At 34.2% G+C, this 26,661-nt stretch carries 21 protein-coding genes, 2 tRNA genes and 1 rRNA gene (1 of these 24 cut by a window edge); 16 read left to right on the forward strand and 8 right to left on the reverse strand.

Translation table 11 applies throughout. The annotated features are described in order from the left end of the window. From N2251_RS00925 to N2251_RS00935, 3 genes are all read right to left on the reverse strand, one after another. Positions 1 to 1,158 (reverse strand): 16S ribosomal RNA (locus tag N2251_RS00925) (it extends 360 nt beyond the left edge of the window). A 1,264-nt stretch (positions 1,159 to 2,422) separates the two neighbouring features. After that, positions 2,423 to 3,637 (reverse strand): 2-oxoglutarate dehydrogenase complex dihydrolipoyllysine-residue succinyltransferase, encoded by a 1,215-nt coding sequence (gene odhB / locus N2251_RS00930; RefSeq protein WP_260584802.1) that lies wholly within the window; start codon positions 3,635 to 3,637, stop codon positions 2,423 to 2,425. Between the two features lie 184 nt (positions 3,638 to 3,821). Continuing rightward, the gene (locus N2251_RS00935; protein ID WP_260584803.1) at positions 3,822 to 6,548 is read right to left on the reverse strand and encodes a 2-oxoglutarate dehydrogenase E1 component; all 2,727 of its coding nucleotides are present in this window, start codon (positions 6,546 to 6,548) and stop codon (positions 3,822 to 3,824) included. A 269-nt stretch (positions 6,549 to 6,817) separates the two neighbouring features. On the opposite strand from N2251_RS00935, the gene N2251_RS00940 reads away from it, so the two are divergent. From N2251_RS00940 to N2251_RS00950, 3 genes are all read left to right on the forward strand, one after another. After that, positions 6,818 to 6,891, forward strand: a tRNA-Asn gene (locus tag N2251_RS00940). A 68-nt stretch (positions 6,892 to 6,959) separates the two neighbouring features. After that, a tRNA-Asn gene (locus tag N2251_RS00945) sits at positions 6,960 to 7,033 on the forward strand. Between the two features lie 263 nt (positions 7,034 to 7,296). Then, positions 7,297 to 8,511, forward strand: coding sequence for a site-specific integrase (locus N2251_RS00950; protein ID WP_260584804.1), 1,215 nt, complete (start codon positions 7,297 to 7,299; stop codon positions 8,509 to 8,511). On the opposite strand, the gene N2251_RS00955 is transcribed toward N2251_RS00950, so the two are convergent. From N2251_RS00955 to N2251_RS00965, 3 genes are all read right to left on the reverse strand, one after another. Further along, a complete protein-coding gene (locus tag N2251_RS00955) occupies positions 8,497 to 8,706 on the reverse strand; it encodes a hypothetical protein (RefSeq protein WP_260584805.1) in 210 nt (69 codons plus the stop codon). The genes N2251_RS00950 and N2251_RS00955 overlap by 15 nt on opposite strands. Before the next feature lie 102 nt (positions 8,707 to 8,808). Then, positions 8,809 to 9,039 carry a hypothetical protein gene (locus N2251_RS00960; protein ID WP_260584806.1) on the reverse strand — a complete coding sequence of 77 codons (231 nt, stop codon included), beginning with the start codon at positions 9,037 to 9,039 and terminating at the stop codon, positions 8,809 to 8,811. A gap of 12 nt (positions 9,040 to 9,051) precedes the next feature. Beyond that, positions 9,052 to 10,449, reverse strand: coding sequence for a helix-turn-helix domain-containing protein (locus tag N2251_RS00965; RefSeq protein ID WP_260584808.1), 1,398 nt, complete (start codon positions 10,447 to 10,449; stop codon positions 9,052 to 9,054). A 359-nt stretch (positions 10,450 to 10,808) separates the two neighbouring features. Between N2251_RS00965 and N2251_RS00970 the strand changes: the two genes are divergently transcribed. The 6 genes from N2251_RS00970 to N2251_RS00995 are packed head-to-tail and all read left to right on the forward strand — an operon-like array spanning position 10,809 to position 18,981. After that, positions 10,809 to 11,009 carry a helix-turn-helix transcriptional regulator gene (locus tag N2251_RS00970; protein WP_260584809.1) on the forward strand — a complete coding sequence of 67 codons (201 nt, stop codon included), beginning with the start codon at positions 10,809 to 10,811 and terminating at the stop codon, positions 11,007 to 11,009. Positions 11,010 to 11,016: 7 nt separating this feature from the next. Next, on the forward strand, positions 11,017 to 12,579 hold the full coding sequence (locus tag N2251_RS00975) for a type I restriction-modification system subunit M (protein WP_260584810.1): 1,563 nt from the start codon (positions 11,017 to 11,019) through the stop codon (positions 12,577 to 12,579). Beyond that, entirely contained in the window at positions 12,576 to 13,865 is a 1,290-nt protein-coding gene (locus N2251_RS00980) for a restriction endonuclease subunit S (RefSeq protein WP_260584811.1), read from the forward strand. The genes N2251_RS00975 and N2251_RS00980 overlap by 4 nt, the downstream gene beginning before the upstream one ends. A gap of 2 nt (positions 13,866 to 13,867) precedes the next feature. Beyond that, positions 13,868 to 15,118 carry a PDDEXK-like family protein gene (locus N2251_RS00985; RefSeq protein WP_260584812.1) on the forward strand — a complete coding sequence of 417 codons (1,251 nt, stop codon included), beginning with the start codon at positions 13,868 to 13,870 and terminating at the stop codon, positions 15,116 to 15,118. A gap of 1 nt (position 15,119) precedes the next feature. Next, on the forward strand, positions 15,120 to 18,296 hold the full coding sequence (locus N2251_RS00990; RefSeq protein ID WP_260584813.1) for a type I restriction endonuclease subunit R: 3,177 nt from the start codon (positions 15,120 to 15,122) through the stop codon (positions 18,294 to 18,296). Further along, the gene (locus N2251_RS00995) at positions 18,289 to 18,981 is read left to right on the forward strand and encodes a M48 family metallopeptidase (protein ID WP_260584814.1); all 693 of its coding nucleotides are present in this window, start codon (positions 18,289 to 18,291) and stop codon (positions 18,979 to 18,981) included. Before N2251_RS00990 ends, N2251_RS00995 begins: the two co-directional genes overlap by 8 nt. Before the next feature lie 6 nt (positions 18,982 to 18,987). Here N2251_RS00995 and N2251_RS01000 read toward each other — a convergent pair whose 3' ends face one another. Continuing rightward, complete coding sequence (locus tag N2251_RS01000) at positions 18,988 to 19,149, reverse strand: hypothetical protein (protein WP_260584815.1); 162 nt, start codon at positions 19,147 to 19,149, stop codon at positions 18,988 to 18,990. Between the two features lie 262 nt (positions 19,150 to 19,411). Here N2251_RS01000 and N2251_RS01005 point away from each other — a divergent pair, with 262 nt between their 5' ends. The 4 genes from N2251_RS01005 to bioA are packed head-to-tail and all read left to right on the forward strand — an operon-like array spanning position 19,412 to position 22,847. Beyond that, complete coding sequence (locus tag N2251_RS01005; protein ID WP_260584851.1) at positions 19,412 to 20,533, forward strand: aminotransferase class I/II-fold pyridoxal phosphate-dependent enzyme; 1,122 nt, start codon at positions 19,412 to 19,414, stop codon at positions 20,531 to 20,533. 7 nt (positions 20,534 to 20,540) lie between these two features. Beyond that, entirely contained in the window at positions 20,541 to 20,918 is a 378-nt protein-coding gene (locus tag N2251_RS01010; protein WP_260584816.1) for a putative signal transducing protein, read from the forward strand. Further along, positions 20,919 to 21,536 carry a dethiobiotin synthase gene (gene bioD / locus N2251_RS01015; protein ID WP_260584817.1) on the forward strand — a complete coding sequence of 206 codons (618 nt, stop codon included), beginning with the start codon at positions 20,919 to 20,921 and terminating at the stop codon, positions 21,534 to 21,536. A 45-nt stretch (positions 21,537 to 21,581) separates the two neighbouring features. Beyond that, positions 21,582 to 22,847, forward strand: a complete 1,266-nt coding sequence (bioA, locus tag N2251_RS01020; protein WP_260584818.1) for an adenosylmethionine--8-amino-7-oxononanoate transaminase — start codon at positions 21,582 to 21,584, stop codon at positions 22,845 to 22,847. Here bioA and N2251_RS01025 read toward each other — a convergent pair. Beyond that, positions 22,833 to 23,282, reverse strand: coding sequence for a cytochrome c oxidase assembly factor Coa1 family protein (locus tag N2251_RS01025; protein WP_260584819.1), 450 nt, complete (start codon positions 23,280 to 23,282; stop codon positions 22,833 to 22,835). The two genes, bioA and N2251_RS01025, sit on opposite strands and share 15 nt — an antisense overlap. A gap of 135 nt (positions 23,283 to 23,417) precedes the next feature. On the opposite strand from N2251_RS01025, the gene N2251_RS01030 reads away from it, so the two are divergent. The 3 genes from N2251_RS01030 to N2251_RS01040 are packed head-to-tail and all read left to right on the forward strand — an operon-like array spanning position 23,418 to position 26,618. Then, on the forward strand, positions 23,418 to 24,560 hold the full coding sequence (locus N2251_RS01030) for a beta-ketoacyl synthase N-terminal-like domain-containing protein (protein ID WP_260584820.1): 1,143 nt from the start codon (positions 23,418 to 23,420) through the stop codon (positions 24,558 to 24,560). Positions 24,561 to 24,617: 57 nt separating this feature from the next. Further along, on the forward strand, positions 24,618 to 25,190 hold the full coding sequence (locus N2251_RS01035) for a hypothetical protein (protein ID WP_260584821.1): 573 nt from the start codon (positions 24,618 to 24,620) through the stop codon (positions 25,188 to 25,190). A 9-nt stretch (positions 25,191 to 25,199) separates the two neighbouring features. Beyond that, complete coding sequence (locus tag N2251_RS01040) at positions 25,200 to 26,618, forward strand: flotillin family protein (RefSeq protein ID WP_260584823.1); 1,419 nt, start codon at positions 25,200 to 25,202, stop codon at positions 26,616 to 26,618. Positions 26,619 to 26,661 lie beyond the last annotated feature (43 nt).

Raw genomic sequence — 26,661 nt, forward strand, 5'->3', positions numbered from 1 at the left:
CGGTTTGCACCGGCAGTCTCGCTAGAGTCCTCAGCATTACCTGTTAGCAACTAACAATAGGGGTTGCGCTCGTTATAGGACTTAACCTGACACCTCACGGCACGAGCTGACGACAACCATGCAGCACCTTGTAAAGTGTCCGAAGAAAAAGCTATCTCTAGCCCTGTCACTCTACATTTAAGCCCTGGTAAGGTTCCTCGCGTATCATCGAATTAAACCACATGCTCCACCGCTTGTGCGGGCCCCCGTCAATTCCTTTGAGTTTCAGTCTTGCGACCGTACTCCCCAGGTGGGATACTTATCACTTTCGCTTAGTCACTGAGTCGAAACCCAACAACTAGTATCCATCGTTTACGGCGTGGACTACCAGGGTATCTAATCCTGTTCGCTCCCCACGCTTTCGTCCATGAGCGTCAGTATATACGTAGTAGACTGCCTTCGCAATCGGTATTCTAAGTAATATCTATGCATTTCACCGCTACACTACTTATTCTATCTACTTCCGTATAACTCAAGTCAACCAGTATCAAAGGCAGTTCCGTCGTTGAGCGACGGGATTTCACCTCTGACTTAATTGACCGCCTGCGGACCCTTTAAACCCAATGATTCCGGATAACGCTTGGACCCTCCGTATTACCGCGGCTGCTGGCACGGAGTTAGCCGGTCCTTATTCTTACAGTACCGTCAAGTTCCCTCACGAGGGAATGTTTCTTCCTGTATAAAAGCAGTTTACAACCCATAGGGCAGTCATCCTGCACGCGGCATGGCTGGTTCAGAGTTGCCTCCATTGACCAATATTCCTCACTGCTGCCTCCCGTAGGAGTCTGGTCCGTGTCTCAGTACCAGTGTGGGGGATAATCCTCTCAGACCCCCTACCTATCGTTGCCATGGTAAGCCGTTACCTTACCATCTAGCTAATAGGACGCATAGTCATCTTGTACCTATAAATATTTAATATAAAAGAGATGCCTCTTCTATACATTATGGAGTGTTAATCTTCATTTCTAAAGGCTATCCTCCTGTACAAGGCAGATTCTATACGCGTTACGCACCCGTTCGCCGGTCGTCATCTGTGCAAGCACAATGTTACCCCTCGACTTGCATGTGTTAAGCCTGCCGCTAGCGTTCATCCTGAGCCAGGATCAAACTCTTCATTGTATATTTTAAATAATATTAATGAATAAGTTTCAAAAGAATTTGTTCTAACGAATTAGAACGTGGTTATTCTACTCTTTGTTTACGCTGTCAATTTCAATATTTTCAATGAACTTGTACCGAATCGGCACTCATAAGTATTTTAATTTCTGTTAAAAAGAATAAATACTTCTTGTAGAAATGCTAGATTCGAACTAACTGATTCTTATTACAAAATCATTCCAAAATTTCTCTGATCGTTTCGCCTTCTTAAAGCGGTTGCAAATCTATAAACTTTTCTAAAAATGACAAAACTTTTTTTGAAGTTTTTTTAGTTTATTTTTTGCTGTATTTTAACGAACTCCCGCATTTAAAACGGGCTACAAAGATACTCTCTTTCTTTCGATTTAAACAAGTAAAAATTAACTTATTTTTTACCTTTTTTTGATGATATCTTAACCCTTATATTAATGAACTTTACTAAGTTCTAAACACTCGTTTTTCCTTTAGCGGGTGCAAATATAGATTCCTTTTTTAACATAACAACTACCTTTTTTACCTTTTTTTTAAAGTATTTTACGCAACGTTGTTTTCTAGATACTTAACTCTAAAACTACATTGAATTTTTAACCTACTCATTATCGTATTAATCTTCGCGTGAGGGATTGAACATTTCGACTACACTCAATACAAGCTCTCTGTTTGAGCTCTTTTTACCATTTTCTGTAAAAAAGCGAGTAGTGAAAGCCTGACAATTTTAAAGAAATTGACACGCCACACTAAAGAATATGGCTATAAAACATATCAAAAAGAGATCTATTTGTCTTTACAATTATCTTTTTTCGTGTTTTACCCTTGCTTTTTTAGGCACTTTTCTATCGTTGTTTGATAAATACTTTCTTATATATTGTAATATTCATCGTTCACCAATTTTTAAAAACGATATTTTACTACTCTTTTATGACTTTTGATTTATAATATATGAGATTATAGCTTCCCCAGAAATGACAATATAACTTTTCAATTTCACTTACTACAAAATAGAAGTTCAGTGTTGTTTGAGACTACTAAAAAACAAAAAATATGTTTAGCCCTGATTAAAACGGCATCCTTTTTCTGATTCATTTTAAATACTACCTATAATCAAAAGAGATTACAAAAGTTTACAAAAAACGAAACTTTGCAATGACATACAGAAAAAGATATAGTGGAAAGCAGGAGATAGCTTCAAAAAAAAATCCCAAGCAAGAAGCTCGGGATTTTAATATATATACGGTAAGATTGTTACCTACATTTCTAATGCTTTCTTAATGTTGTTACCCATTAATAACTCTTCCGGATTTTCTAACGCTTCTTTAACAGCAACCAAGAAACCAACAGATTCACGACCATCAATAACTCTGTGATCGTAAGATAATGCAACATACATAATTGGTTGAATTACCACTTCACCATTAACAGCCATCGGACGGTTAACGATATTGTGCATTCCTAAAATTCCACTTTGAGGAGGATTTAAAATTGGAGTTGATAACATTGAACCGAATACACCACCATTAGTGATTGTAAATGTTCCACCAGTCATTTCATCTACTGTAATTTGTCCGTCACGAGCACGTAAAGCTAAACGCTTCACTTCACTTTCAACACCTCTAAACGATAAGTCTTCAGCATTTCTAATTACAGGAACCATTAATCCTTTAGGACCAGAAACTGCTATAGAAATATCTTGAAAATGATTTTTTATTTGGTAATCTCCATCAATCATAGAGTTTACATCAGGATACATTTCTAAAGCTCTAACAACTGCTAAAGTGAAGAAAGACATAAATCCTAATCCAACACCGTGTTTTGCTTTAAAATCTTCTTTATATTGTTTACGTAAATCGAAAATCGGCTGCATGTTCACTTCGTTAAACGTAGTTAGCATAGCCGTTTCGCTTTTAACAGCAACTAAACGTTGTGCTACTTTACGACGTAACATCGACATTTTTTTACGCTCTGTACCGCGAGAACCATTTGTTGGTTGCGTTCCCATAGAAGGCACAGCATTTACTGCGTCATCTTTTGTAACACGACCGTCTTTTCCTGTTCCTTTTACTGAAGCAGCATCGATTCCTTTTTCAGCTAAAACTTTCTTAGCTGCAGGAGAAGCAGTTCCGGTTGCATACGTTGCAGCTTTCACTTCTTCTTTCTTAGGTGCTGCTGTTTTTGGAGCTTCTGCTGTTTTTGTTTCAGTTACAGATCCACCCGCTGGTTTTGCAGCACTCATGTCTATCAAACAAACTACAGCACCAACTTCTACAGCATCACCTTCTTCAGCTTTTAAAGTGATAATTCCGCTTTCTTCCGCAGGTAACTCTAACGTTGCTTTGTCAGAATCTACCTCGGCGATTGGCTGATCTTTTTCAACATAATCACCATCTTCAACTAACCAAGTTGCTATTTCTACTTCTGTAATCGATTCTCCCGGAGAAGGAACTTTCATTTCTAAAACACTCATGTTTCTTTATTTTTATTCTGAAATATTTTATTTCTTTTATTTGGGCGTTCGGGCGGGCTTTTCACTGTATCTTTTTTGCTGCATTCTCGATACAAATTTGTTCATTCTTCACAAATTCACTCGAACTGACAGCAAAAAAGGATGCCGTTTCAATCCCTAACGCACTTACTTATTATCTATGGTATTAATCAAAAACTTTGTCTAATACTTGCTGATGTCTACGTTTATACCTTGCACTTGAACCTGCAGCTGGTGCCGATTTATAATCTCTCGATGCACATTCTAATTTTGCCAATTCAAAACGCTCTAACATATAACTCCAAGAACCCATGTTTTTAGGTTCTTCTTGTGCCCAAACATAACGAGTTACATTCGGATACCTATCCATTGCAGCTTTAATTTGATCGTTATGTAATGGAAACAACTGCTCTATTCTTACAATAGCAATATCTTCTCTTCCTAACTGCTCACGTTCTGCTATTAAATCATAGTAGAATTTACCTGAACAAAATACCATTTTTTTCACATTATCAGTAGCAATAGTATCATCAATAACTTCTTGGAATGTTCCGTTAGCTAACTCTTCAATCGTATTTACTGCTTTTGGTAAACGTAATAAACTCTTTGGTGTAAAAACTACCAATGGTTTTCTGAAATCACGTTTCATCTGACGTCGTAAAATATGATATATGTTCGCTGGAGTAGAACAGTTTGCTATCGTCCAGTTATCAATTGCTGATGACTGTAAGAAACGTTCAATTCTTCCTGACGAATGCTCTGGTCCTTGTCCTTCATATCCATGAGGCAATAACATTACTAATCCGTTTTGCAATTTCCATTTAGCTTCTGCTGACGAAATATATTGATCAAATACAATTTGCGCTCCGTTGGCAAAATCACCAAACTGAGCTTCCCAAATAGTTAACGTATTTGGTGCTGCCATAGCATAACCATAATCAAATCCTAAAACTCCGTATTCTGATAAGTGAGAATTGAAAATGGTCATTTCTCCTTTATTCTTCGGATTTGTGTTTAATAAATTAACACGTTCTAACGTTTCTTCATCACGCATAATTGCATGACGATGAGAGAAAGTACCTCTTTCTACATCTTCACCAGAAATACGAATATTAAATCCTTCTTCTAATAAAGTTCCGTAGGCTAAATTCTCTGCAACTCCCCAATCTAATAAATTTTCGTCAAAAACCATTTTCTTACGTCCTTGTAAAATACGTTCTGCTTTACGCACAAACTTGTATCCTTCTGGAGTTGTAGAAATAACTTTTGCGATATCTTTTAATCCTTCAACCGAATAAGTAGTATCTATCGGTTGTAACATTTCTTGTAATTGCTTACGCACAAATCCATCCCAAACTTCTGGCATGAATTCTTGAATTTTCGACGTAGTTTTCTTTTTAGATTCTGTAAACTCAGTTTCTAAATGTGCTTTAAACTCGTCTGTAATTTGTTTTACATAATCACCAGAAATACTTCCTTCTGCCACCAATTTAGCAGCGTATATTTCTTTGGCATTTTTATGCTTAGAAATCGCTTTGTATAATTTAGGCTGTGTAAAACGAGGCTCATCACCTTCATTATGCCCATATTTACGGTATCCTAATAAATCAATATAAATGTCTTTTTTGAATTTCATTCTATATTCAACAGCCATTTCCATTGCATAACAAACCGCTTCTGCATCATCTGCATTTACGTGTAATACTGGCGACAATGTTACTTTAGCCACATCTGTACAATAAGTACTAGAACGTGCATCTAAATAATTAGTAGTAAAACCTACTTGGTTATTTACCACAACATGAATCGTTCCTCCTGTTTTATAACCATTTAAGGTCATCATTTGCGCTATTTCGTACACAATACCTTGCCCTGCTATTGCAGCATCACCGTGTACTAAAATTGGTAAAATTTTACCATTATCTCCGTTATAATCTAAATCTATTTTAGCACGAACAATTCCCTCAGCCACTGCATCTACAGTTTCTAAGTGAGATGGATTTGGAACCAAATTCATCTTCATTTTTTGTCCGCCTTTATATGCTTTACTTAGCGTTAATCCTAAGTGATACTTTACATCTCCATCAATATCTTGATCTTCAAAATCTTTTCCTTCAAACTCACTAAATAAATCGCGAACAGGTTTTTTAAAGATGTTTACTAATGTGTTTAAACGACCACGGTGTGCCATTCCTAAAACACATTCTTCTACTCCGTATTTTTCGGCAGCATCACGAAGTGCCACACTTATTCCTGGAATTAGGGTTTCTCCTCCTTCAACAGAAAAACGTTTTTGACCTACATATTTTGTTTGCAAAAAGCTCTCGAAAGTAGACGCTTGATTTAATTTTGTAAGAATATATTTTTTTGCTTCTACATCGTAATTTAACTGCTTGTCCTTAATATTTAAACGGTTTTGCCACCATTTTAATTCCTCCGGACTACGCAAATACATGTATTCGATACCGATACTATCACAATAAATTTTCTTAAGATATTTAACTATTTCAGACAAAGAGCTTGGCCCCATCCCTAAAATATCACCTGCATTAAATACAGTAGCTAAATCTTTGTTAGACAAACCAAAGTTCTCGACATCTAATGTAGGAGCGTATTTTCTACGATCACGAACTGGGTTTGTTTCCGTAAAAAGATGCCCTCTTGTACGGTATCCGTTTATTAAATCGATTACTAAAAATTCTTTACGTACTTCTTCAGGTATTTCAACAGAAACCTCATCATCAGTCAACGAATAACTTTCGTTTGCTAAATCGTATCCTTGAAAAAAACTTCTCCAACTTGGTTCTACTGCATCCGGATTTTTTTGATACTGTTCGTATAAATCACCTATAAAACCTGTATGTGCTGCGTTTAAGAACGAAAACTTGTCCATATATATTTACTATGCTTTTCTATCAATAAGAATAATGGTGACAAAAATACAACTTTTACTAAAAATAGGCCTTTTTTTTATGCTTATTTTGAACTTATCAATGATCTACTTAGATAAATAAAACAGCTTACAAACGCTAAGTCCACAAAATAATACTTTGAAAATCAGTTAGAACCATTTTTTATTTCATTTTTTATCAAAAAATGTTTGTAGATATAAAAAAAGCCCTTAAATTTGCACTCGCATTTTAAAGCAAGTCCGCTTTAAATTCCTCCTTAGCTCAGTTGGTTAGAGCATCTGACTGTTAATCAGAGGGTCTTAGGTTCGAGTCCTAAAGGAGGAGCAAAATAAACGAAGGCATCGTAGCAGCCGATAATTGCTACAACACATATATTTGTTCTACATGAACATTCCTCCTTAGCTCAGTTGGTTAGAGCATCTGACTGTTAATCAGAGGGTCTTAGGTTCGAGTCCTAAAGGAGGAGCAATAAAAAAAGAAGTTCAACAGCAATGTTGGACTTTTTTTATGCAGCAATGCGGGTCAAATCCTCTACCCAACTGGGCTAAGGGAGGAATAAAAAAAATCAACATTCTTTGAAAGCATCAAAATTACTGCATAAAGCAGCTGAATTTTGTGCCCGAAAAACGGAAGTCATAGGTCAAAAACTTGCACATAACTTGCACGAACCCCTTTTTAGGCCAAAAAGTGCACGTGCATAAAAATGTTTTTAGCGCAACACTAAAAAACATGAGTACTTTAAAACTTACATTAGACAAAAGAAGAAGTTATGCCGACGGTCGAATCCCTTTAATACTAAGGCTTACAGCCAATAAAAAAACAACATCGATTCATCTTGGAATTAAGATTTCGCCGAACGAATGGGATGAGAAAAAACTACGTGTAAATAAAAAGCATGCAAGTTACTTAGAGCTAAATCTTCATTTAAAGAAGACAATATTGCATTATGAGAAGAAACTTCTGGCAATTTTAGCATACAAACCAGACGCAAGTTTAGCCGACATAAAATATGCCCTAACCGTATCGTATGATGTTAACGAAATGCTGTTTTATGATTTTGCCATTGAACAAATTAAAAAACTAAATATTCAAGGTCGCCACGGCAATGCACAATCCTACAAAACAGCCACCAACAGTATTATCAACTACAGAAATAAGAAACTAAAGTTATCGGATATAAATTATGCATTTGTATTAGAATATGACGCCCATTTATCAGCTTCTGGTGTAAGTGTAAATGGCGCTGCGGTATATATGCGGGCGCTGCGTGCTTTATTAAATCGTGCTGGAAAGCTTGATGTATATAACATGACACAATACCCGTTCCGAAGCTTTAAAATTAGGTCGCAAAAAACAATATCACGAGCAATACCTTTAGAATCTATTAGAAAAATTGCACAAATTGAATTAGATAAAGATTCTAAACACTTTCATGCTAAAAATATGTTCATGCTGACTTTTGGGATGATTGGCATTTCTTTCATGGACCTTATACTTCTTAAAAAGAGCAACATTAAAAATGGGCGGGTTATTTATAAAAGACGCAAAACTGGAAAATTATATAGCATTAAATTATCACCAACGGTTCAAGACATTTTAAATCATTATAAAACCACTAACAGTTCTTATTTATTACCACAATTTGGTTTAGATAATGCACCCGAAGCCAAGATAAGACACCATGTAAACTTAGGGTTAAAATCTACAAATAGGTATCTTAAACAACTTGGGTATCAATTGCAATTAGACATACCGCTAACCACTTACGTGGCTCGCTATAGCTGGGCCAACATTGCCAAAGCAAATGGCTACAGTAAAGATTTAATTGCCGAAGCACTGGGCCACAACTACGGTAATGCCGTAACTGGCATTTACCTAGAAAGCTATGGTAATAAAACTATTGACCACGCTAACGAGCGATTAATCAATTTAGCCAATAGCTAGCGTCTTGGTTTTATTATGTAGCTGTACTGCTTCAAAGATGAGGTTCAACTGACCGTTATCTTTGAGGTATATGTATTCGCTAATCATAGCATCTTCACTGTAATCTGCGGCTTCCTCGTAATTAACAGATAGGTATGCTGCCATTGCCTCACGCAGTGGTCCTTCTGTAAATAAATATTGATATTCTTCGTTCATAATTATATGATTTTTAAAGTTTTATTATAAATAGAATATACTATCAAAACCAAAAAAGTAAAGTGTTTCTAAAACTAATATCAAAAAAAATTATAAAAAATTTTAGCGAAGCACATCAATACCAATTTTAAAATTGATGTTATCGCTATATAAAAGAAAGGTCACAGTAAATAGAAAATAAAATTTCATAGGTAGTGTGTGAAGCACTTTATAGAGAGGCCCCCCTACGTATTCATTTAACCGTTTTTTAGAAAAACCTTCCCAACGAATACGTGCTAATAAAAGCCCTTTTGGTATATATAAACTGGTTATTGGCAGCCCGAAAGCCACCATTACCAATGTTTTTTACTTATAAATATCACTGAGGTACACCAGCATGCTTCTGGGAACCTCAACATCTTTATACCTTTTATTAATATACAAGTTTTCTTTATAAATACGAGTTAGCCCTTTTATTATAATAGCAACGCTGCAATAGCTTTGATTTATATGATGCTGAATGCTCACGATGTTGGCAACGTTTAAATCTGCACCTACCTCAAAATATAACTGCATTAAAAAATCGGTTACGCTTACCGTATCGTTCCGTTTTATGTACGTTAACACTTCTAGAATGGGTTGCCCTTCCTTGGTAAATATTTTGTTCATAGTAACAGCTTCGGCCAACGACTCGGCCACACTTTTTTCTGTAGCTTCCGCTACCTTGGTGGTTATTGTTTCCGCTTCTACTGCTTCGGTATTGTTATCTTTAACGCTTACGTTGATTGGTAAATTATTAGTTTCTAAAATTTCTTCTGAGCTGTTACCAGCAGTTGGTGATATATTTAACGCAAGCCACTCATCTAAAGTTAAACCAGCATCTAAATAAACTTCAAGTTGGTCAGCGTTTACGCTGGTTGAACTTTCTAAAATATCTAAACTTTCAATTGGTATATCATAAAAATTAAATGAATAATCTAAATCTAAAAAAGTTTCTAACTGCGAAGCAGTAACCATATTTTCACTTATATTATTATATATTCTATTATTACTATTTTCTTTTTTAATTTTATTATTTATTATCTTATTGCGGCCTACTTTTGGGCTATCCACGCTTAATTTCGGGCTAGTAATACCGTTATCTGGTTTAGTAACGCTGGTTTCTGGGCGCAACGTAGCAGCTACTTTTTTAGCTTCAATAGCTGTCAGTTCACCAATCGGGTTTCTATTCGCTGTAATAAGAAACTCTCGCCACTTGCTTCTTGGGTTTTTAATTGTTATCCAACCTTGTACTCTTAGCTCACGTTTAGCAGTTGCAACAGCCTCCTTACCAAGTCCTATTTTCCTTAAAATATTCGCATTCGTATCGTAAAACCTTCTATTGCTATTGGTGTACGATAAAATATACGTCAGTAAAAATTTAGTGCTATATTTTAATTTAGACACCAATAACACTTTATAAAATTTATAAAAATTAGCATTAGTCACATTAGTAGCACATATTTTTAAATGTTTAACCGAAGGTTCACTACGTAAATCTTCAATATAACCAACGTATTGCAATTTTTTAATCGCTGTATCTACTCCGCTCGATGACACTTTTAAAACGCTAGCCATGTACTTATTACTGGCAAAACATTTCATATTAAAACTATGCAGCGTAAAAATATACATCGCTACAATTTTTTCTAAATCAGTTAGCCTATTATCCTCGGCTAGAGGGTGAAATAACTTGTAAAATTCAAGCCCTTTTTTCTTTTCCATAATTTTCTTTTTTATCTAATTAATCCATAGCCGCGGTAAGGACCACAACTAAAGAACCTTCGGACTATCCGAAGGTGTATTGTTGTTACAACCGAAAAAATCGGTCGAATTTTATGTATGGTTTGTTTGCTGTTCGTGTTCTTTAGAAAATACAGAACACAACACTACTGGTAAGGTTATTTACTCAAATATCGCATTTTTTTTCCGTATTGTCAAGTAAAAACTATCGTAATCACCCAAAAATCAACCAGTTATAAGTTTTTGTTTTAAATCTTCTTCACCACTATTTTTTATACGTGAACCAACTATCGTTTAATGATAGTTTTTAACTATATTCGAAAAGCAAAATTCACATAATTATGAATCGAATAAAAGAGGTGTTAGTCCAGAAGGGATTAAAACAAATTTGGCTCTCTAAAGAACTGGGGAAAAGCTATAATATGGTACTTTCTTATACTACCAATAGGCGACAACCAAGTGTAGAAACCTTATACAAAATTGCTGATATTTTAAATATAAGCGTGAAAGATTTGCTTATTGACAATAAAAAAACTGCTTAAAAATACGATGACTGAAAAGAAACTAACTTTAGAAACACTCGAATCTTGGCTATGGGATTCGGCAAACATATTACGTGGAAGTATCGATTCTTCCGATTTTAAAAATTACATATTCGGGCTCTTATTCTTAAAGCGTTCTAACGATGTATTTTTAGAAGAAGTGGAAGCTATTATGCAACGTGAAGGTATTTCTCGTGAAGATGCCGAAGATGAAACTTACTTTCAACTACCAACAGAAGCTCGCTGGGAAACCATAAAAAGCCAGACCGAAAATATTGGTGTGGCACTAGACAAAGCCTTTGCTGCTATAGAGCGAGAAAACACCAGTTTAGAAGGTGTTATGACGGCCACCAAGTTTGGTGATAAAGAAAAGTTAAGTGATGAATTATTACAGCGTTTATTACGCCATTTTAACCAACATTCGTTAGCCAATGCACATTTAAAATCTAACGACCTTTTAGGGGATGCTTACGAGTACCTCATCAAACAATTTGCCGATGATGCTGGTAAAAAAGGAGGCGAATTTTATACTCCTCGTGGCGTAGTGCAGCTTATTGTAAATCTTATAAAGCCGCAACCAAAACATAGCATTTACGACCCCACTTGTGGTTCTGGTGGTATGTTGATAGAATCGGCACGTTATATAGCACAGCAACCTAACGGAAAAGTGGGTAACAATATTAACGTAAGCTTAAACGGACAAGAAAAAAACTTGGGTACATGGGCCATTGGTAAATTAAACATGTTGCTGCATAATTTTACAGATGCCGATATACGCAAAGGTGATACCTTAACCGACCCAAAACACCGCAATAACGACAACGAACTGCAATTGTTTGACCGTGTTATTGCAAATCCACCATTTTCTATGGATGGATGGTGGAGTCCTGCCGAAGCCAACATAGTAACCAAGCTCGATAAAAACGGAAAAGAGAAAAAAGTAACTCCCAACTATAAAAAAGAAGTGAGCGACCCGTACGGACGATTTCAATACGGAATTGCACCACGTGGTTATGCCGATTTAGCTTTTATACAACACATGATTGCCGTTTTAAAAGAAAACGGAAAAGCGGGCGTGGTTTTACCACACGGTACACTGTTTAGAGGCTCTACCGAAGGTAAAATTAGGCAAGCACTGTTAGAAGCCGATTTGGTGGAAGGGATTATAGGCCTACCAAGTGGTTTATTTTACAATACGGGCATACCCGCTGCTATTTGGTTGATAAACAAAAATAAAACCGAAGCCCAAAAAGGCAAGGTGATTATTATTGATGCCAGCAGCGATTTTAAAGAAGGTAAAAACCAAAACGAATTATTACCAGCACATGTTTCTAAAATTGTAGCTGCGTATGATGCCAATACTGAAGTAGACAAATACATGCGTATTGTTACTTTAGATGAAATTGCCGAAAACGATTACAACCTAAACATTAGCCGCTATATAGACACCAGCGAACCCGAACCCATTATTGATGTAAAAGCGGTACAAGCTGTTTTAGCTGATTTAGAACAACAAGAAGCTGATATTGATGCCAAATTGAACGAATTTTTAAAGGAGTTGGGGATATGAAAGAAGGATATTTAATCAAGAAACTTGGGAGTATTCCAAAAGGTTGGTCTGAGAAAAAAATGCCAGACTTTTCGTGGTTTCAAGAAGGACCAGGGTTAAGAAAATGGCAATTCAAAGACGAAGGTATTAAAGTTATTAATATTACAAATATGGTTAATGGTGTTTTAGATTTATCTAAAACAACTAGACATATCAGTTTGGAGGAATTTAACTCGACCTACACTCATTTTGAATGCCAAGAGAACGATATTGTAATTGCTAGTAGTGGAAATTCATATTGTAAACATGCAATTGTGAGGAAACAAGATTTGCCATTAGTTATGAATACGAGCGTAATTCGTTTCAAACCACTCTCTTCAATTAACTACAACTATTTAAATCAATTTTTAAAATCACAATTATTTAAAGAGCAAATAGACTTTATGATAACTGGAGGAGCACAACCTAATTTCGGTCCAGTTCACTTAAAAAAAGTTGTTTTAGCACTCCCACCCCTACCAGAACAACAAAAAATAGCTAAAATATTAAGTACGGTAGATGCTAAAATAGACCTCATTACCCAACGCATTACCCAAACCCAAAACCTTAAAAAAGGACTCATGCAACGCCTACTCACCAAAGGCATTGGGCATACCGAGTTTAAAGAGTCACCGCTTGGGGAAATTCCTAAAAGTTGGGAGGTGGTGAAGATTGAAGATATTGCTGATGTTAAAGGTGGTAAACGCTTACCTAAAGGGAAATCGTTAATAGAAGAAAAAACAAATCATCCATATATTAGAGTTGCTGACATGAAAATGGGGGGTGTAGATTTAGATAAAATTCTTTACGTTCCAGAAGATGTATTTCTTTCTATCGAAAGATATATCATTAATAAAGATGATTTATTTATTTCAGTAGCTGGAACATTGGGAATAGTAGGAGGAGTGCCTATAGAATTGGATGGTGCTAACCTAACTGAAAATGCAGATAAATTAACCAACATAAAATTAGATAAAACTTTTTTGCTTCAAGTACTATTATCACCAATTATACAAAATGCGGTGAAACGTGAGCAAACTAATAATGCGCAACCAAAGTTAGCTTTAACAAAAATACGCACATTTTATGTTCCTAAACCACCTAAAGATGAACAAACCCAAATCGCTAACATATTAAGCACGGTAGATAGTAAACTAGACGTTTTACAAAACAAAAAAACACACTACCAAGAACTTAAAAAAGGCCTTATGCAGCAATTATTAACGGGTAAGGTTCGGGTAACGGGTTTAATTAAAGACGTTGTGTAGTTATGAATGTAACCAGTAAAAAACTAGAAGCCTTTTTAGTAAATACTCAGCCCGATTTAGAAGCTATTAAAATAGGCTTAAACGCCTTTAACATCTTTAACGTATTAGGTGTGCAACATCGTGAAATTCGCCACTCTAATTTTTTAGGTTGGTTATTCGACCCTAACGAATCGCATCAATTGGGTGATATTTTTTTAAAAGGCCTATTTAAGCTCATCCGAGAAATTGGTGTTTTAAAAGAACACGATTATGTTAACCTCTTATTGCAAGATTTAACAGCAACCCAAGTGTATAGAGAATCGGTACACAACATAGATATTCTTTTAGTTAATGAAAATTTAGGCTTTAGTATTTGTATAGAAAATAAAATTAATGCCGATTATTCAGACCATCAATTAGAAAAATACTACACATATGTTGAGGCAAATTATGGCAACATAAAAAATAAAATGTATATAACATTAACGCCTTTTAAAAATGATAATCATTTAAATTTTATAGCTGGCGACAATTATACAAATACAAGTTACAAAGGAATTGTTAAGCTTATTAAAGCCAATAAAATTCATATCGATAAAGCATTGCCAACAGTAAGAGAAAGTATTAATCAATATATTGCTATGACCGAAAAAAGTGTTATTTATTCAAGTGCAGAAGTAAAATTAGCACAAAATATTTATAAAAAATATAAAGATGAAATTGAGTTTATTATAAAAAACAAACCCGATTTTGTTGGTCATAAACACGCTGTTGTAAATTGTTTTAACGAAGGTGGTTTAGGTGATTTCGAAATTATTAAAAATGAATCGCATAAACATATTATTAGAATAATTCCTAAAAACAAAGCATTACAAGCCATATTTAAAGATTCCAATTTTAATTCTTGGGGAGGTGACTACATGTTTTGCATGGAATTTTTTATTCAGAAAAATCACGTGTGGTTAAAATGGTGTTTTGGTGACATTAGAAATAAAGAAGAAAGAACAATTTGTCAAGAAAAGAAAACTCGAATGGTAAATACCATGAAAGATTTTGAATGTTTTAAAAACAGCGGATTAAAAATTGATATGCATGAGGCAAATCCAGAAGATGCCTTTACGGGTATTTGTGGAGTAAATTTGTTTCATTATGACACATACGTAAATCAAGATAAAGATTTTATTGAATTTTTAAAAGAAAAATTTAATACCATAAATGCTAATTTAATTGAGCCTTGGGTAAATGAATGTTTATTGAAATTCACAAACCAATAACATGAGTCAGTCACCAGAATACATACATAGCGAGTTACCAGCCATACAGTTGTTACAACAATTAGGCTACCAATATTACGATGCCAGTAAACAAGATGAGCGTGAAGATATTACCGAAGTCGTTTTAAAAAACAGATTACTAGCCGCTATTAAGCGCATTAATCCGTGGATAAACGACAACAACCTCAACAAAGCGTTTTTAGAGCTTACCACCGTAAACGGTGCTTCGCTCATGGAAATAAACCAAAAAATTTGGGAGTTATTGCGTGGTGGTACATTTACTGTAAAACAAGTAATAAATGGTGCTGAGGTATTTAAACCCGTACATTTTATAGATTACACCAATCCAACAAACAACGATTTTTTGGTGGTAAACCAGATGAAATATCATGGTAAATACCAGAATTCTATTCCAGATTTGGTAGTGTATCTAAATGGTTTACCAATTTCTGTTATCGAGTGTAAATCGCCTACAGCTCAAAACGCATGGGATAAAGCATTTAGCGATTTAGAGTATTACCAGAAGAATTCAGAAAAACTATTTCATTTCAATCAAATAAACGCTGGTCTTTGGGATGTTGGTGGTAAGTATGGCGCTATCAATGCACCTCAGCAATTTTATTCGGTATTTAAAACATCAAAAGATGATACCGAAATTATAGCGCAAGCCAAACGTGAACAAGATAAATTATTACTAGCATTATTTAAAAAAGAACGCTTACTAGATATTATTAGGCATTTTGTACTGTTTGAATTAGATGAAGGACGAACGATTAAAAAGCTACCAAGATACCAACAAATAAGAGCTACTAATAAAACTATAGAACGTTTACAAGCGGGTGAAGGTGGTGTTGTTTGGCATACACAAGGAAGCGGTAAGAGTTTAACCATGGCCTATGTAACCAGAAAACTACAAGCCCAAGAATTCGGATTTAACAATCCAACCGTTATGGTTATGACCGACCGTAAAGATTTGGACCGACAAATAACCACAACCTTCCGAAACATAGGTTTAAAAAACGTAAATCAAGCCAGTTCTGTAGTGCATTTAGATAAATTACTACGCAACGATTACGGTGGTATTATAACCACCACTTTACAAAAGTTTCAAGAAACCGATAAAGAAACCACAGCAACAAGTGACCAAACCGAACTGGAAGAACGTGGTAATTTGCTTATTGAAAAACACTTGGAAGGTAAGAAGCTCATTAAAATAATTAAAGAGCTTCAAAAAGGAAAGTGGGTTGAAATAGAACGCCAAGAAATTGAATTAGAAGAACTATCTAAAAAAGAAAATTTATATATTTTAGTAGATGAAGCCCACCGAAGTCACTACGGTTTTTTAGCTTCGTTTATGCGTACCGTATTACCAAATGCTAAATTTATAGCCTTTACGGGAACACCAATATCTAAAGAAGATAAATCTACATTAGGCGAATTTTACGGTGGTGAATATATAGATGTTTATACCATTACCGAAGCCGTTGCCGATGGTGCAACTGTAGAATTATTTTACGATGAAGGAATTGCCAAGCTAGATGTTAAAAAAGAAGCATTAGATAAAGAATTCGAAGAAAAGTTTGGCGATGTACATGAAGATAAAAAAGACAAACTAAAAAAAGAAGCACTACGCAAATACCAACTATCTGCCGAGCGTATCAATGCCATTGGTAAGCACATGGTAGACCATTACAGCGATAAAATTTATCCAGACGGCCATAAGGCAATGATAGTTTGTAGCGGTCGTGAAGCAGCTATAAAATACCAACAAGTATTACACAAATTAAAAGAGGAAGGTTTACATAATTTCGAATCGAAAGTAGTGGTAAGTATTGGCTCACCAAAAAGTGATGCCATTGCAAAAGAATACTACGAAACTTTAGAATGGAACAAAAACAACCCAACAAACAAAAAGCCAGTTTGGGTAGTACCACCAGAAGATATTAAAGATGCAACCGACAATTTTAAATTGCCTTTTGGTAATGAAAATGATACCGAAAAATCGGGAAAGAAACAATACGATAATACCGCTTTTATTATTGTTAGTGATATGTTACTTACGGGTTGGGATGCACCAATTACATCGTGTTTATATTTAGATAAACCACTAAAAGAACATAATTTATTACAAGCCATTGCACGTGTAAACCGTTCTAAAGAAGGGAAAAGTGCTGGTTTTATTGTAGATTATAATGGTATTACAGCATACTTGGTGCAAGCGTTGGAAATATTTTCTGGTGATATTCGTCCAGACGATATTTTAAAGAACCTCAACGAAGAATTACCAAAGCTAGCAATGAATCATACCAAGTTGGTAGATTTCTTTAAACCAATGAAAATTGATAGGAACTACAAGCGTGACGAATATATAGATGCTGCGGTTCGTTTTATTGAACCAATTAATAAACGTGATGATTTTAAAGCCCTTTTAAAAGACTTTAACAAATCGATTAATATTGTGTTACCAAACACAAAAGCAATGAAATACCAAGGCGATTTTAAGTTATATAACGAAATAAAACTACGAGCTAAAAATGCGTTTCCAGATGATGATGAGCTAAAAATTAGCAAAGACGAAAGTAAGATGCTACAAGGTATGATTGACACCCATTTAAAAGCCGAAGGTGTTGAAAATTTACTAGAAGAACCAATTTCTATTATTGACAAAGAAAAGTTTAAGGAAGAAATTATGAACGCATCACCAGCAACTAAAGAGCTGAAAATGCGTAATAATTTAAAGCATACTATTAAAGTTGGAATGGATAAAAATCCAGATTTTTACAAGCCATTAGCACAGCGTTTAGATGAATTACTAAAGATGAAAAAAGATGAGCGTATCACGCAAACAGAATTTCTTATAGCAATGACATCAATGCAAGATGAAATTATTGAAGAACAAACCGAAGGCGAAGCCAAAGGTTTTTATACCGAGCAGCAACGAGCAGTTTACAATTCAATGAAAGTGTTGTTTAATGAAGATGCCGAAGATGCGACAAAAACATTGTTCGATTTAATTAAAGGTGAATTGGATATTGTAGGCTGGCAAGCTAAAGGTAGAGTACAAAAAGATATTGAAAATAAAATTATGCGTTTTCTAAAAATAAAATTAGAGCGCAACGAAGCAAAGACAAAAGCCAAAGAAATGGTAGACGTATTAATAAAAAATAAAGATGCCTAGCGTTACCTACGGACATAAAACCATTGATTACACTGTACTGGAAAAAGAACAGCTAAAATCGCATTATATTACCGTAGAAAAAGCTGCTGGTGTAGTGTTGAAAGGTAAACTGATACCAGAAACTACTGCCGAGCAATTAATTCTAAAAAAAGCCAAATGGATTCTTGATAAATTGGAGTTGGTCAGCTCAATTGGTGATGAAGATATAGTAACTGGAACTCGAATTCAATATTTAGGTCGTAAGTATTATGTTGAGGTTATAAAAAAAGAAGATGCTGAGGTAATTACGATAGATTTTACTGAATCGAAGTTTAAAGTATATCTACCTCAACATTTAAACAACCAGCAAGCTATTAAAAAAGCATTCAATGATTTTATAATTATCAAAGCCAAAGAAAAAATAGCACCAAGAGTACGAAAATGGGCAAAGAAAACGGGACTACAATTTAACGAGCTGAAATTTAGGCAGCTCGAAAAACGCTGGGGAAGCTGTACACCATCCAATAATATTATTATTAATGTTGATGCTATAAAGTTGCCTTTTTCATTGATAGATTATTTAATTGTGCACGAGCTAGTACATACTAAAGTAAAAAGCCACTCGAAGGAATTTTGGGCGGAACTATCAAAACACATTCAGAACTGGAAAGAATTGGACGAACGCATGTATGGAATGAAACTGTAAAACAGCTCAAGATAACAATCGTATTTTCTCTTTTATTACTTCAATTTCTTTTCGGTATTGCAATACTCTTATATCATTTTGAAGCTTCTGCCTTTTGGTAGAGTCGTCAGTCATTCGTAATTCGGTATTTTTTAAATTTATTTTATCGTTGAGGTCTTGAACAGTCATAATTTCTTTTATTATAAATATTACGTAGTAGGTAGAACTGCTCGAAAATGATATATTTGTTCTTATAATTAGATAATTTGAAAATCAGCTAAAAACTTGCATATAACTTGCACGTGATTTCATCAAAACGCTGTAACGTCTTATTTTACTCACCTTTTGCATGGTGCGCCTTCTGACTGTTAATCAGAGGGTCTTAGGTTCGAGTCCTAAAGGAGGAGCAAAAAAGGCTTACATTCGTGTAAGTCTTTTGTATTTTTACACTATGCTATTTCCTAAAAAACTTATCCAAAAAATATCATCTCGTAAAGAAGATACTTCACTCAGGTCTCTTGGCAGTCAAACTCATTTAATCGATTTTTCGTCCAATGATTACTTAGGATATGCCAAGTCTGATTTAATTTTCGATCAAACGCACCAATTTTTACTTGATAAAAACATAAAGCAAAACGGAGCAACAGGTTCTCGTTTACTTTCTGGAAATCATAATTTATATACTAGTACTGAAAAAGAACTCTGTGAGTTTTACAATTCTAAAGCAGGTTTAATTTTTAATTCAGGTTACGATGCTAATATTGGCTTATTCTCATCAGTACCTCAACGAGGTGATATTATTTTATACGATGAAGTTATTCATGCTTCTATTCGCGATGGAATTCAACTTTCAAACGCCAAGTCTTATAAATTTAAACATAACGATTTAATTCATTTAGAGGAGTTATTAAAACGATTTCAACAAGAAAACAATCATATTTATGTAGTTACCGAAACTGTTTTCTCTATGGATGGTGACTCGCCTGATTTAATTACTTTAGTTAAAACTTGTAAAAAAAACAACGCCTATTTAATTGTAGATGAAGCACATGCTGTTGGTTTATTTAACAAAGGACTTGTTGAAAAATTGAATTTAGAAAATGATGTTTTTGCTAGAATTATAACTTTCGGAAAAGCATTAGGTTGCCACGGAGCCGTAGTTTTAAGCAGCAATGAGCTAAAGCAATACTTAATTAATTTTGCTAGAAGCTTTATTTATACCACCGGATTATCACCACATTCATTGGCAACCATAAAATTTGCACACTTAGCACTTACAGAAAGTAATTCAAGTGAACTACTTCAACAAAATGTCAGCTTTTTTAATCGAGAAGTAAAACGACTTAATTTAAAGTTTATAAAAAGTAATTCTGCTATTCATTGCTGTATAATTCCAGGTAATGAAAAAGTAAAATCAGTTGCAAAAAACCTTAAAGAAAAAGGATTCGATGTAAAACCAATTTTATCTCCCACAGTAACAAAAGGAGAAGAAAGATTACGTTTCTGTTTGCATTCTTACAATTCTAAACAAGAAATCACTAATATTTTAGAACATCTTGCTATTTTTGTTTAAAAAAATTATGCGCGATAATCACACTATTTTAACTGTCTTTGAATATTCTACTGAAGCTCATCTTGTTAAATCTAAATTAGACTCAGATAACATCAGAACTTTATTGATGGATGAAAAAACGATTGATTCTGATCCTTTAATAAGTCAAGCAATAGGTGGTGTAAAACTATTAGTACATAATGATGATTTAGAAAAAGCGTTGACTATTTACAATGAAATTAGAGTATATGAAAAAGATAAAAATGGTAATACTATCCACTGCGCAAACTGTAACTCTTCTAAAATACTAGTTGCTCCACCACAACAAAAAAGCTTTTTCTATATGTTGTTTCCTTTTTTTGAAAGCAGAAAATTAATTTGTAACGATTGTAAAACAATCCTTTAAATGAAAAAATATTTTATTACCGGAATTTCTACTGAAGTAGGAAAAACTGTAGCATCAGCAATTATAACCGAGGCACTAGAAGCTGATTATTGGAAACCAATACAAGCTGGGGAGTTAGAAACTTCCGATTCACACAAAATAAAGCAGCTAACTTCTAATTCAGCAACTATAATTCACCCAAATTCATACGCGCTAAACACGCCAATGAGTCCGCATGCGGCGGCTGAAATAGACGGAATTACAGTTGAATTATCTAAAATTACCGAGCCAAAAACCAATAATAATTTAGTTATTGAAGGTGCTGGCGGACTATTAGTTCCGTTAAATAATTCGGATACCATTTTAGACATTATCAAACCTGATTATAAAGTAATTGTTGTTTCTCGTCATTATCTAGGTAGCATTAACCATACTTTATTAACGGTGAATCTATTAAAAGAAAAAGGTTTTGATATTGCGATCATTTTCTCTGGAAATGAGCATAAAACAACAGAAGAAATTATCAAAAAAATGACAAACGTTACTGTAATTGGTCGCATTGATGAAGAACCTTATTTTGATAAAAATGTAGTAAAAGAATATGCTGAACTTTTTAAAGAAAAGCTACTAAATTTATAAACGCCTAACTGAACTTTTTATCAGTAAAACGAAAAAAATAAAAGTATGACACTTCAAGAAAGAGATAAAAAACATTTATGGCATCCGTTAAAACAACACCAAACGCATCCTGATAGTTTAGGAATTGTAAAAGCTAAAGGATGTATTTTAACCGATGAAAATGGCAATGAGTATATCGATGCTATTTCGTCTTGGTACACCTGTATGTTTGGGCACTGTAATGATTTTATTACCAATCGTGTTTACCAACAAATGCAAACATTAGATCAAATAATGTTTAGCGATTTTACACACGAACCTGCCGTAAAATTATCCGAAGAATTAATTAAAATTCTTCCAGAAAATCAAAACCGAATCTTTTTTAACGATAATGGTTCAACTGCTGTTGAAGCAGCTATTAAAATGGCTTTGCAATACTATTTTAATAAAGGCGAAAAACGAACTACTTTCATTGCTTTTGAAGATGGTTTTCATGGTGATACTTTCGGCGCGATGTCGGTTTCTGGCTTATCAGCTTACAACGGGCCTTTTGAAGATTTTTTAATGGAAATTGAGCGTGTTCCTGTCCCGAACGGGAAAAATAATCAAGAAATTTTAAATCAGTTAGAAAAAATCGTTGCAGAAAATGATATTGCAGGTTTTATTTACGAACCGTTAGTGCAAGGAGCAGCCGGAATGAAAATTCATGAAGCAGAAGATTTAAACGAGATTTTAAATTTTTGCAAAGAGAATAATATTTTAATGATTGCCGATGAAGTAATGACTGGATTCGGTAAAACAGGTAATCATTTTGCTTCGGATGAAGTTGCTACAAAACCAGATATTATTTGTTTGAGTAAAGCTTTAACTGCTGGTTTAGTGCCGATGGCAATTACCTCTTGTACCGAAGAAATTTATAGTACTTTTCTAAGCAATGATATTGCAAAAGGGTTTTTTCATTGTCATACCTATTCTGCAAATCCTATTGCTTGTAGCGCTGCTTTAGCAAGTATCGAGTTACTACAAACTACAGAAATTCAAAAAAGTATTCAAACCATTATAGCTTCTCACAAAACGTTTGAAGAACGTATTAAAAAGCACCCGAAAGTAACCACTACACGTACTAAAGGTGTAATTTTAGCAATCGATTTAAAAACCAATGCAAATCGTTATGGTACTTTACGAGATCAATTATTAAAACACTTTATGAATGACGGCGTGTTTTTACGACCGTTAGGAAATACCATTTATATTCAACCGCCTTATGTAATTACAAAAGAGCAGTTACAAAAAGTATACACCACTATCGAAAAGGTTTTAGATATCTTCTAAAACCTTTTCTTTAACTAATAAATTTATTTCTTCTTGCGTTTCTTTAATACGCACATATAAATCTTCATAAATCCATTCGCCATTAGTTCTTATTCCTCGAATAATTAATGTTCCTTTTCCGTTTGGTCCCGAAATCGGAATTGAGAAATCAACATCTCCTTCATCGTTATTTATTGATATATTTCCTGATGGAATTCCGTATTTCTCAATTGGCTCCCCTAAAAACCGAAGTACTTCTTTATTTTTAGAAGCTTCTTCTATAGCATACTCTACAGGCGTAGCATTTGTAATTATTTCTGATATGCCAAAAAACGCAGCACCAATACCAAAAACAAATAATAAAATAAGTCCAATACATCCGCAGCCACAACCACCAACGGGCACTACCCAGCCCCAATTTCTACCAAACCAACTTTTTTGCTGATGTTCACTCATAATATCAAAAAATTTAGTGCAAGATAATTATTTTTATTTCTTTCATATTCGTTGATATTACTGTTATTTTTGCATTGATATTATCAATCATTTTAATGTGATACTGAAACAAGATCAGTATGACGGAAATAAATTATGAAAGAACCAATTTCTATTACCTCTTTTGCTTCCGTTTCTGCTATAGGAAGTACTCCTGAGCAAATCTGGGAAAACTATTTAAACACCAAACATTTCTTAACACTAAAAGAAAATGTATGGACAGGTAGCTTGAACCAACAAGATAAACTTGCTATTGAAGAAATTAGAAATTCAGATAATAAATATAAAAACTTAGACGATTCGGTTATATATACTTTGTATGTAGCAAGAAAGGCTATTGAAAAAACGAATTGGAATTCTGAAGATAACTTCGGAATTAATATTGGTTCGTCAAGAGGAGCAACTTCTTTATTTGAAAAATATCACAAAGAATTTTTAGATACTGGTAAATCATCTACCTTAAGTTCGCCAACAACTACTTTAGGAAATATTTCTTCTTGGATCGCGCATGATTTACAAAGTAACGGTCCTGAAATTTCGCATTCAATTACCTGCTCTACAGGATTACATTCTTTGTTAAACGGCGTTGCATGGTTACAATCAGGCATGTCTGAAAAATTTATGATTGGTGCTAGTGAAGCTTCTTTAACAGATTTTACGATTGCCCAAATGCAAGCGTTAAAAGTGTACTCGAAAGAAACCGATGAATATCCGTGTAAGGCTTTTGATTTAGAAAAGAAACGAAACACCATGGTTTTAGGAGAAGCTGCTGCGATTTTTTGTTTAGAAAAAGGTGTTCAAGAAAATGCAATTGCGATTATTAAAGGTGTAGGTTATGCTACAGAGGTTTTAAAACACAATACTTCGGTTACTGCAAATGCTGATTGTTTTCAGAAATCTATGAAAATGGCTTTAGGCACAATTTCTCCTGATGAAGTTGATGTTATTGTAATGCATGCTCCAGGGACTATTAAAGGAGATTCATCAGAAATTAACGCAATTCAAAAAGTTTTTTGTAACAAAACACCTTTTTTAACTACTAATAAGTGGAAAGTAGGACATACTTTCGGTACTTCAGGCTTGCTTAGTTTAGAATTAGCCGTCTTTATATTGCAACATCAAAAAGCAATTGAAGTTCCGTTTGCAAAAAAACAAAATCAACCTAAAAAAATAACTAAAGTATTAGTAAATGCAGTTGGTTTTGGAGGGAATGCCGTTTCTGTTTTATTGACGAAATAATAGTGCTTCTTTCAGTCAATTTATTTACTTTTAGTAACTTATTAAAATAATTGCTTTATGATGGAATGGTTTAATGAATTAACTTCTTTTCAGAAAATGTATTGGGTTGTTACAATTGGTTCAACCATAATATTTTTATTTGTTCTTATAAGTACTTTTGTGGGAGCCGATACTGATGACATAGGTGATGTTGATGCAGAAATAGATGCTGATACTGGTGCCGGATTTCAATTTTTTACTTTTAAAAACATGGTGGCTTTTTTTACCATTTTTGGATGGAGCGGAATTGCAAGTATCGATGCAGGAAACTCAAAAAGTGTTACCTTATTTATTTCTATTTTCTGTGGATTATTAATGATGACAGCAATGGCGGCATTATTTTACTACATCAGTAAATTAACTTCTAGCGGAACTTTAAAAATGGAGAATGCCCTAAACGCTATTGGCGAAGTGTATTTAACCGTAGGAGCCAATAAATCTAAAATAGGAAAAGTACACATTAAAGTGCAAAACTCATTAAGAGAATTAGAAGCTTTAACTAATCACGATACGGATTTAACACAAGGAACCGTGATAAAAGTAATTGAAGTAACACCAAACGGATTATTAATTATTGAACCTCAAAAATAAAAATTGACTATGCTAAAATTAACACTATTACAAATTGAAGGCTTTGCTGGGCCTATCGGAATTATTATTTCGATTCTCTTTATTTTTATCTTATTTATTACCTTAATTAAACGCTATAAACGATGTCCTTCGGATAGAATTTTAGTTGTTTATGGTAAAGTTGGTGGTGGCCAATCGGCAAAATGTATTCATGGTGGGGCCGCATTTATTTTTCCGGTAATTCAAGATTACCAGTTTTTAGATTTAACACCTATTTCGATAGAAGTAAATTTAGTAAACGCACTTTCTAAACAAAATATTCGTGTAAACGTACCAAGTAGATTTACGATCGGAGTTTCTACCGAGCCTGGAATTATGCAAAATGCTGCTGAACGTTTGTTAGGTTTAGACCAAAATAACATTCAGGAATTAGCACAAGAAATTATTTTCGGACAATTACGTTTAGTAGTTGCATCGATGGATATTGAAGAAATTAACTCAGATAGAGACAAGTTTTTAACCAATATCTCTAAAAGTGTAGAATCTGAATTAAAAAAAGTAGGTTTAAAATTAATCAACGTAAATATTACCGATATTGTTGATGAATCTGGTTATATAGAAGCTTTAGGTAAAGAAGCTGCTGCACATGCAATTAACGCCGCTCGTAAATCGGTTGCCGAAAAAACTAGAGATGGTTCTATTGGTGAAGCAAATGCTGTGCAAGATGAAAGAACACAAGTTGCTGCCGCAAACGCGCAAGCCGTAGAAGGAGAAAATACCGCAAAAATTGCCGTTGCTAATTCTGATTCGTTAAGAAGACAACGTGAGGCAGAAGCAGAACGTACTGCAATTGCATCAGAAAAAGTACAAAGTGCAAACGCTTTAAAAGAATCGTATGCTGCAGAACAAGAAGCAGAAGTTGCCAGAGCCGAAAGAGAACGTTCTTCTCAATTAGCAGATATTATTGTACCTGCTGAAATTGATAAGAGAAAAGTTGAAATTGATGCCGAAGCAAAGGCCGAAAATATTAGACGAATTGCAAAAGGTGAAGCAGATGCAATTTTCTTAAAAGCGCAAGCCGAAGCTAAAGGTTTATATGAAGTATTAACAAAACAAGCGGCTGGTTTAGACGAAATTGTAAAAGCTGCAGGTAACGACTCACAAAATGCTGCATTATTATTAATTGCTGATAAATTACCAGAATTGGTAAAAACGCAAGCCGAAGCTATTAAGAATATTAAAATTGATAAAGTTACTGTTTGGGAAAATGGTGGCGGAAAAGATGGAAAATCATCGACCTCTAACTTTATTTCGGGCATGTACAAATCGGTACCGCCATTACAAGAAATGTTTAATATGGCTGGTATGCAATTGCCTGAATATTTGAAAGGTAAAGATATTCCAACTGAAATTATTGAAGATACAAAAGAGGATAATTTACCCTCTTAAACTTTAAAATAACAATTATAAAATTCCGCTTTCATAGCGGAAT

The sequence above is a fragment of the Tenacibaculum haliotis genome (assembly GCF_025215075.1).
Classification (GTDB): Bacteria; Bacteroidota; Bacteroidia; order Flavobacteriales; family Flavobacteriaceae; genus Polaribacter; species Polaribacter haliotis_B.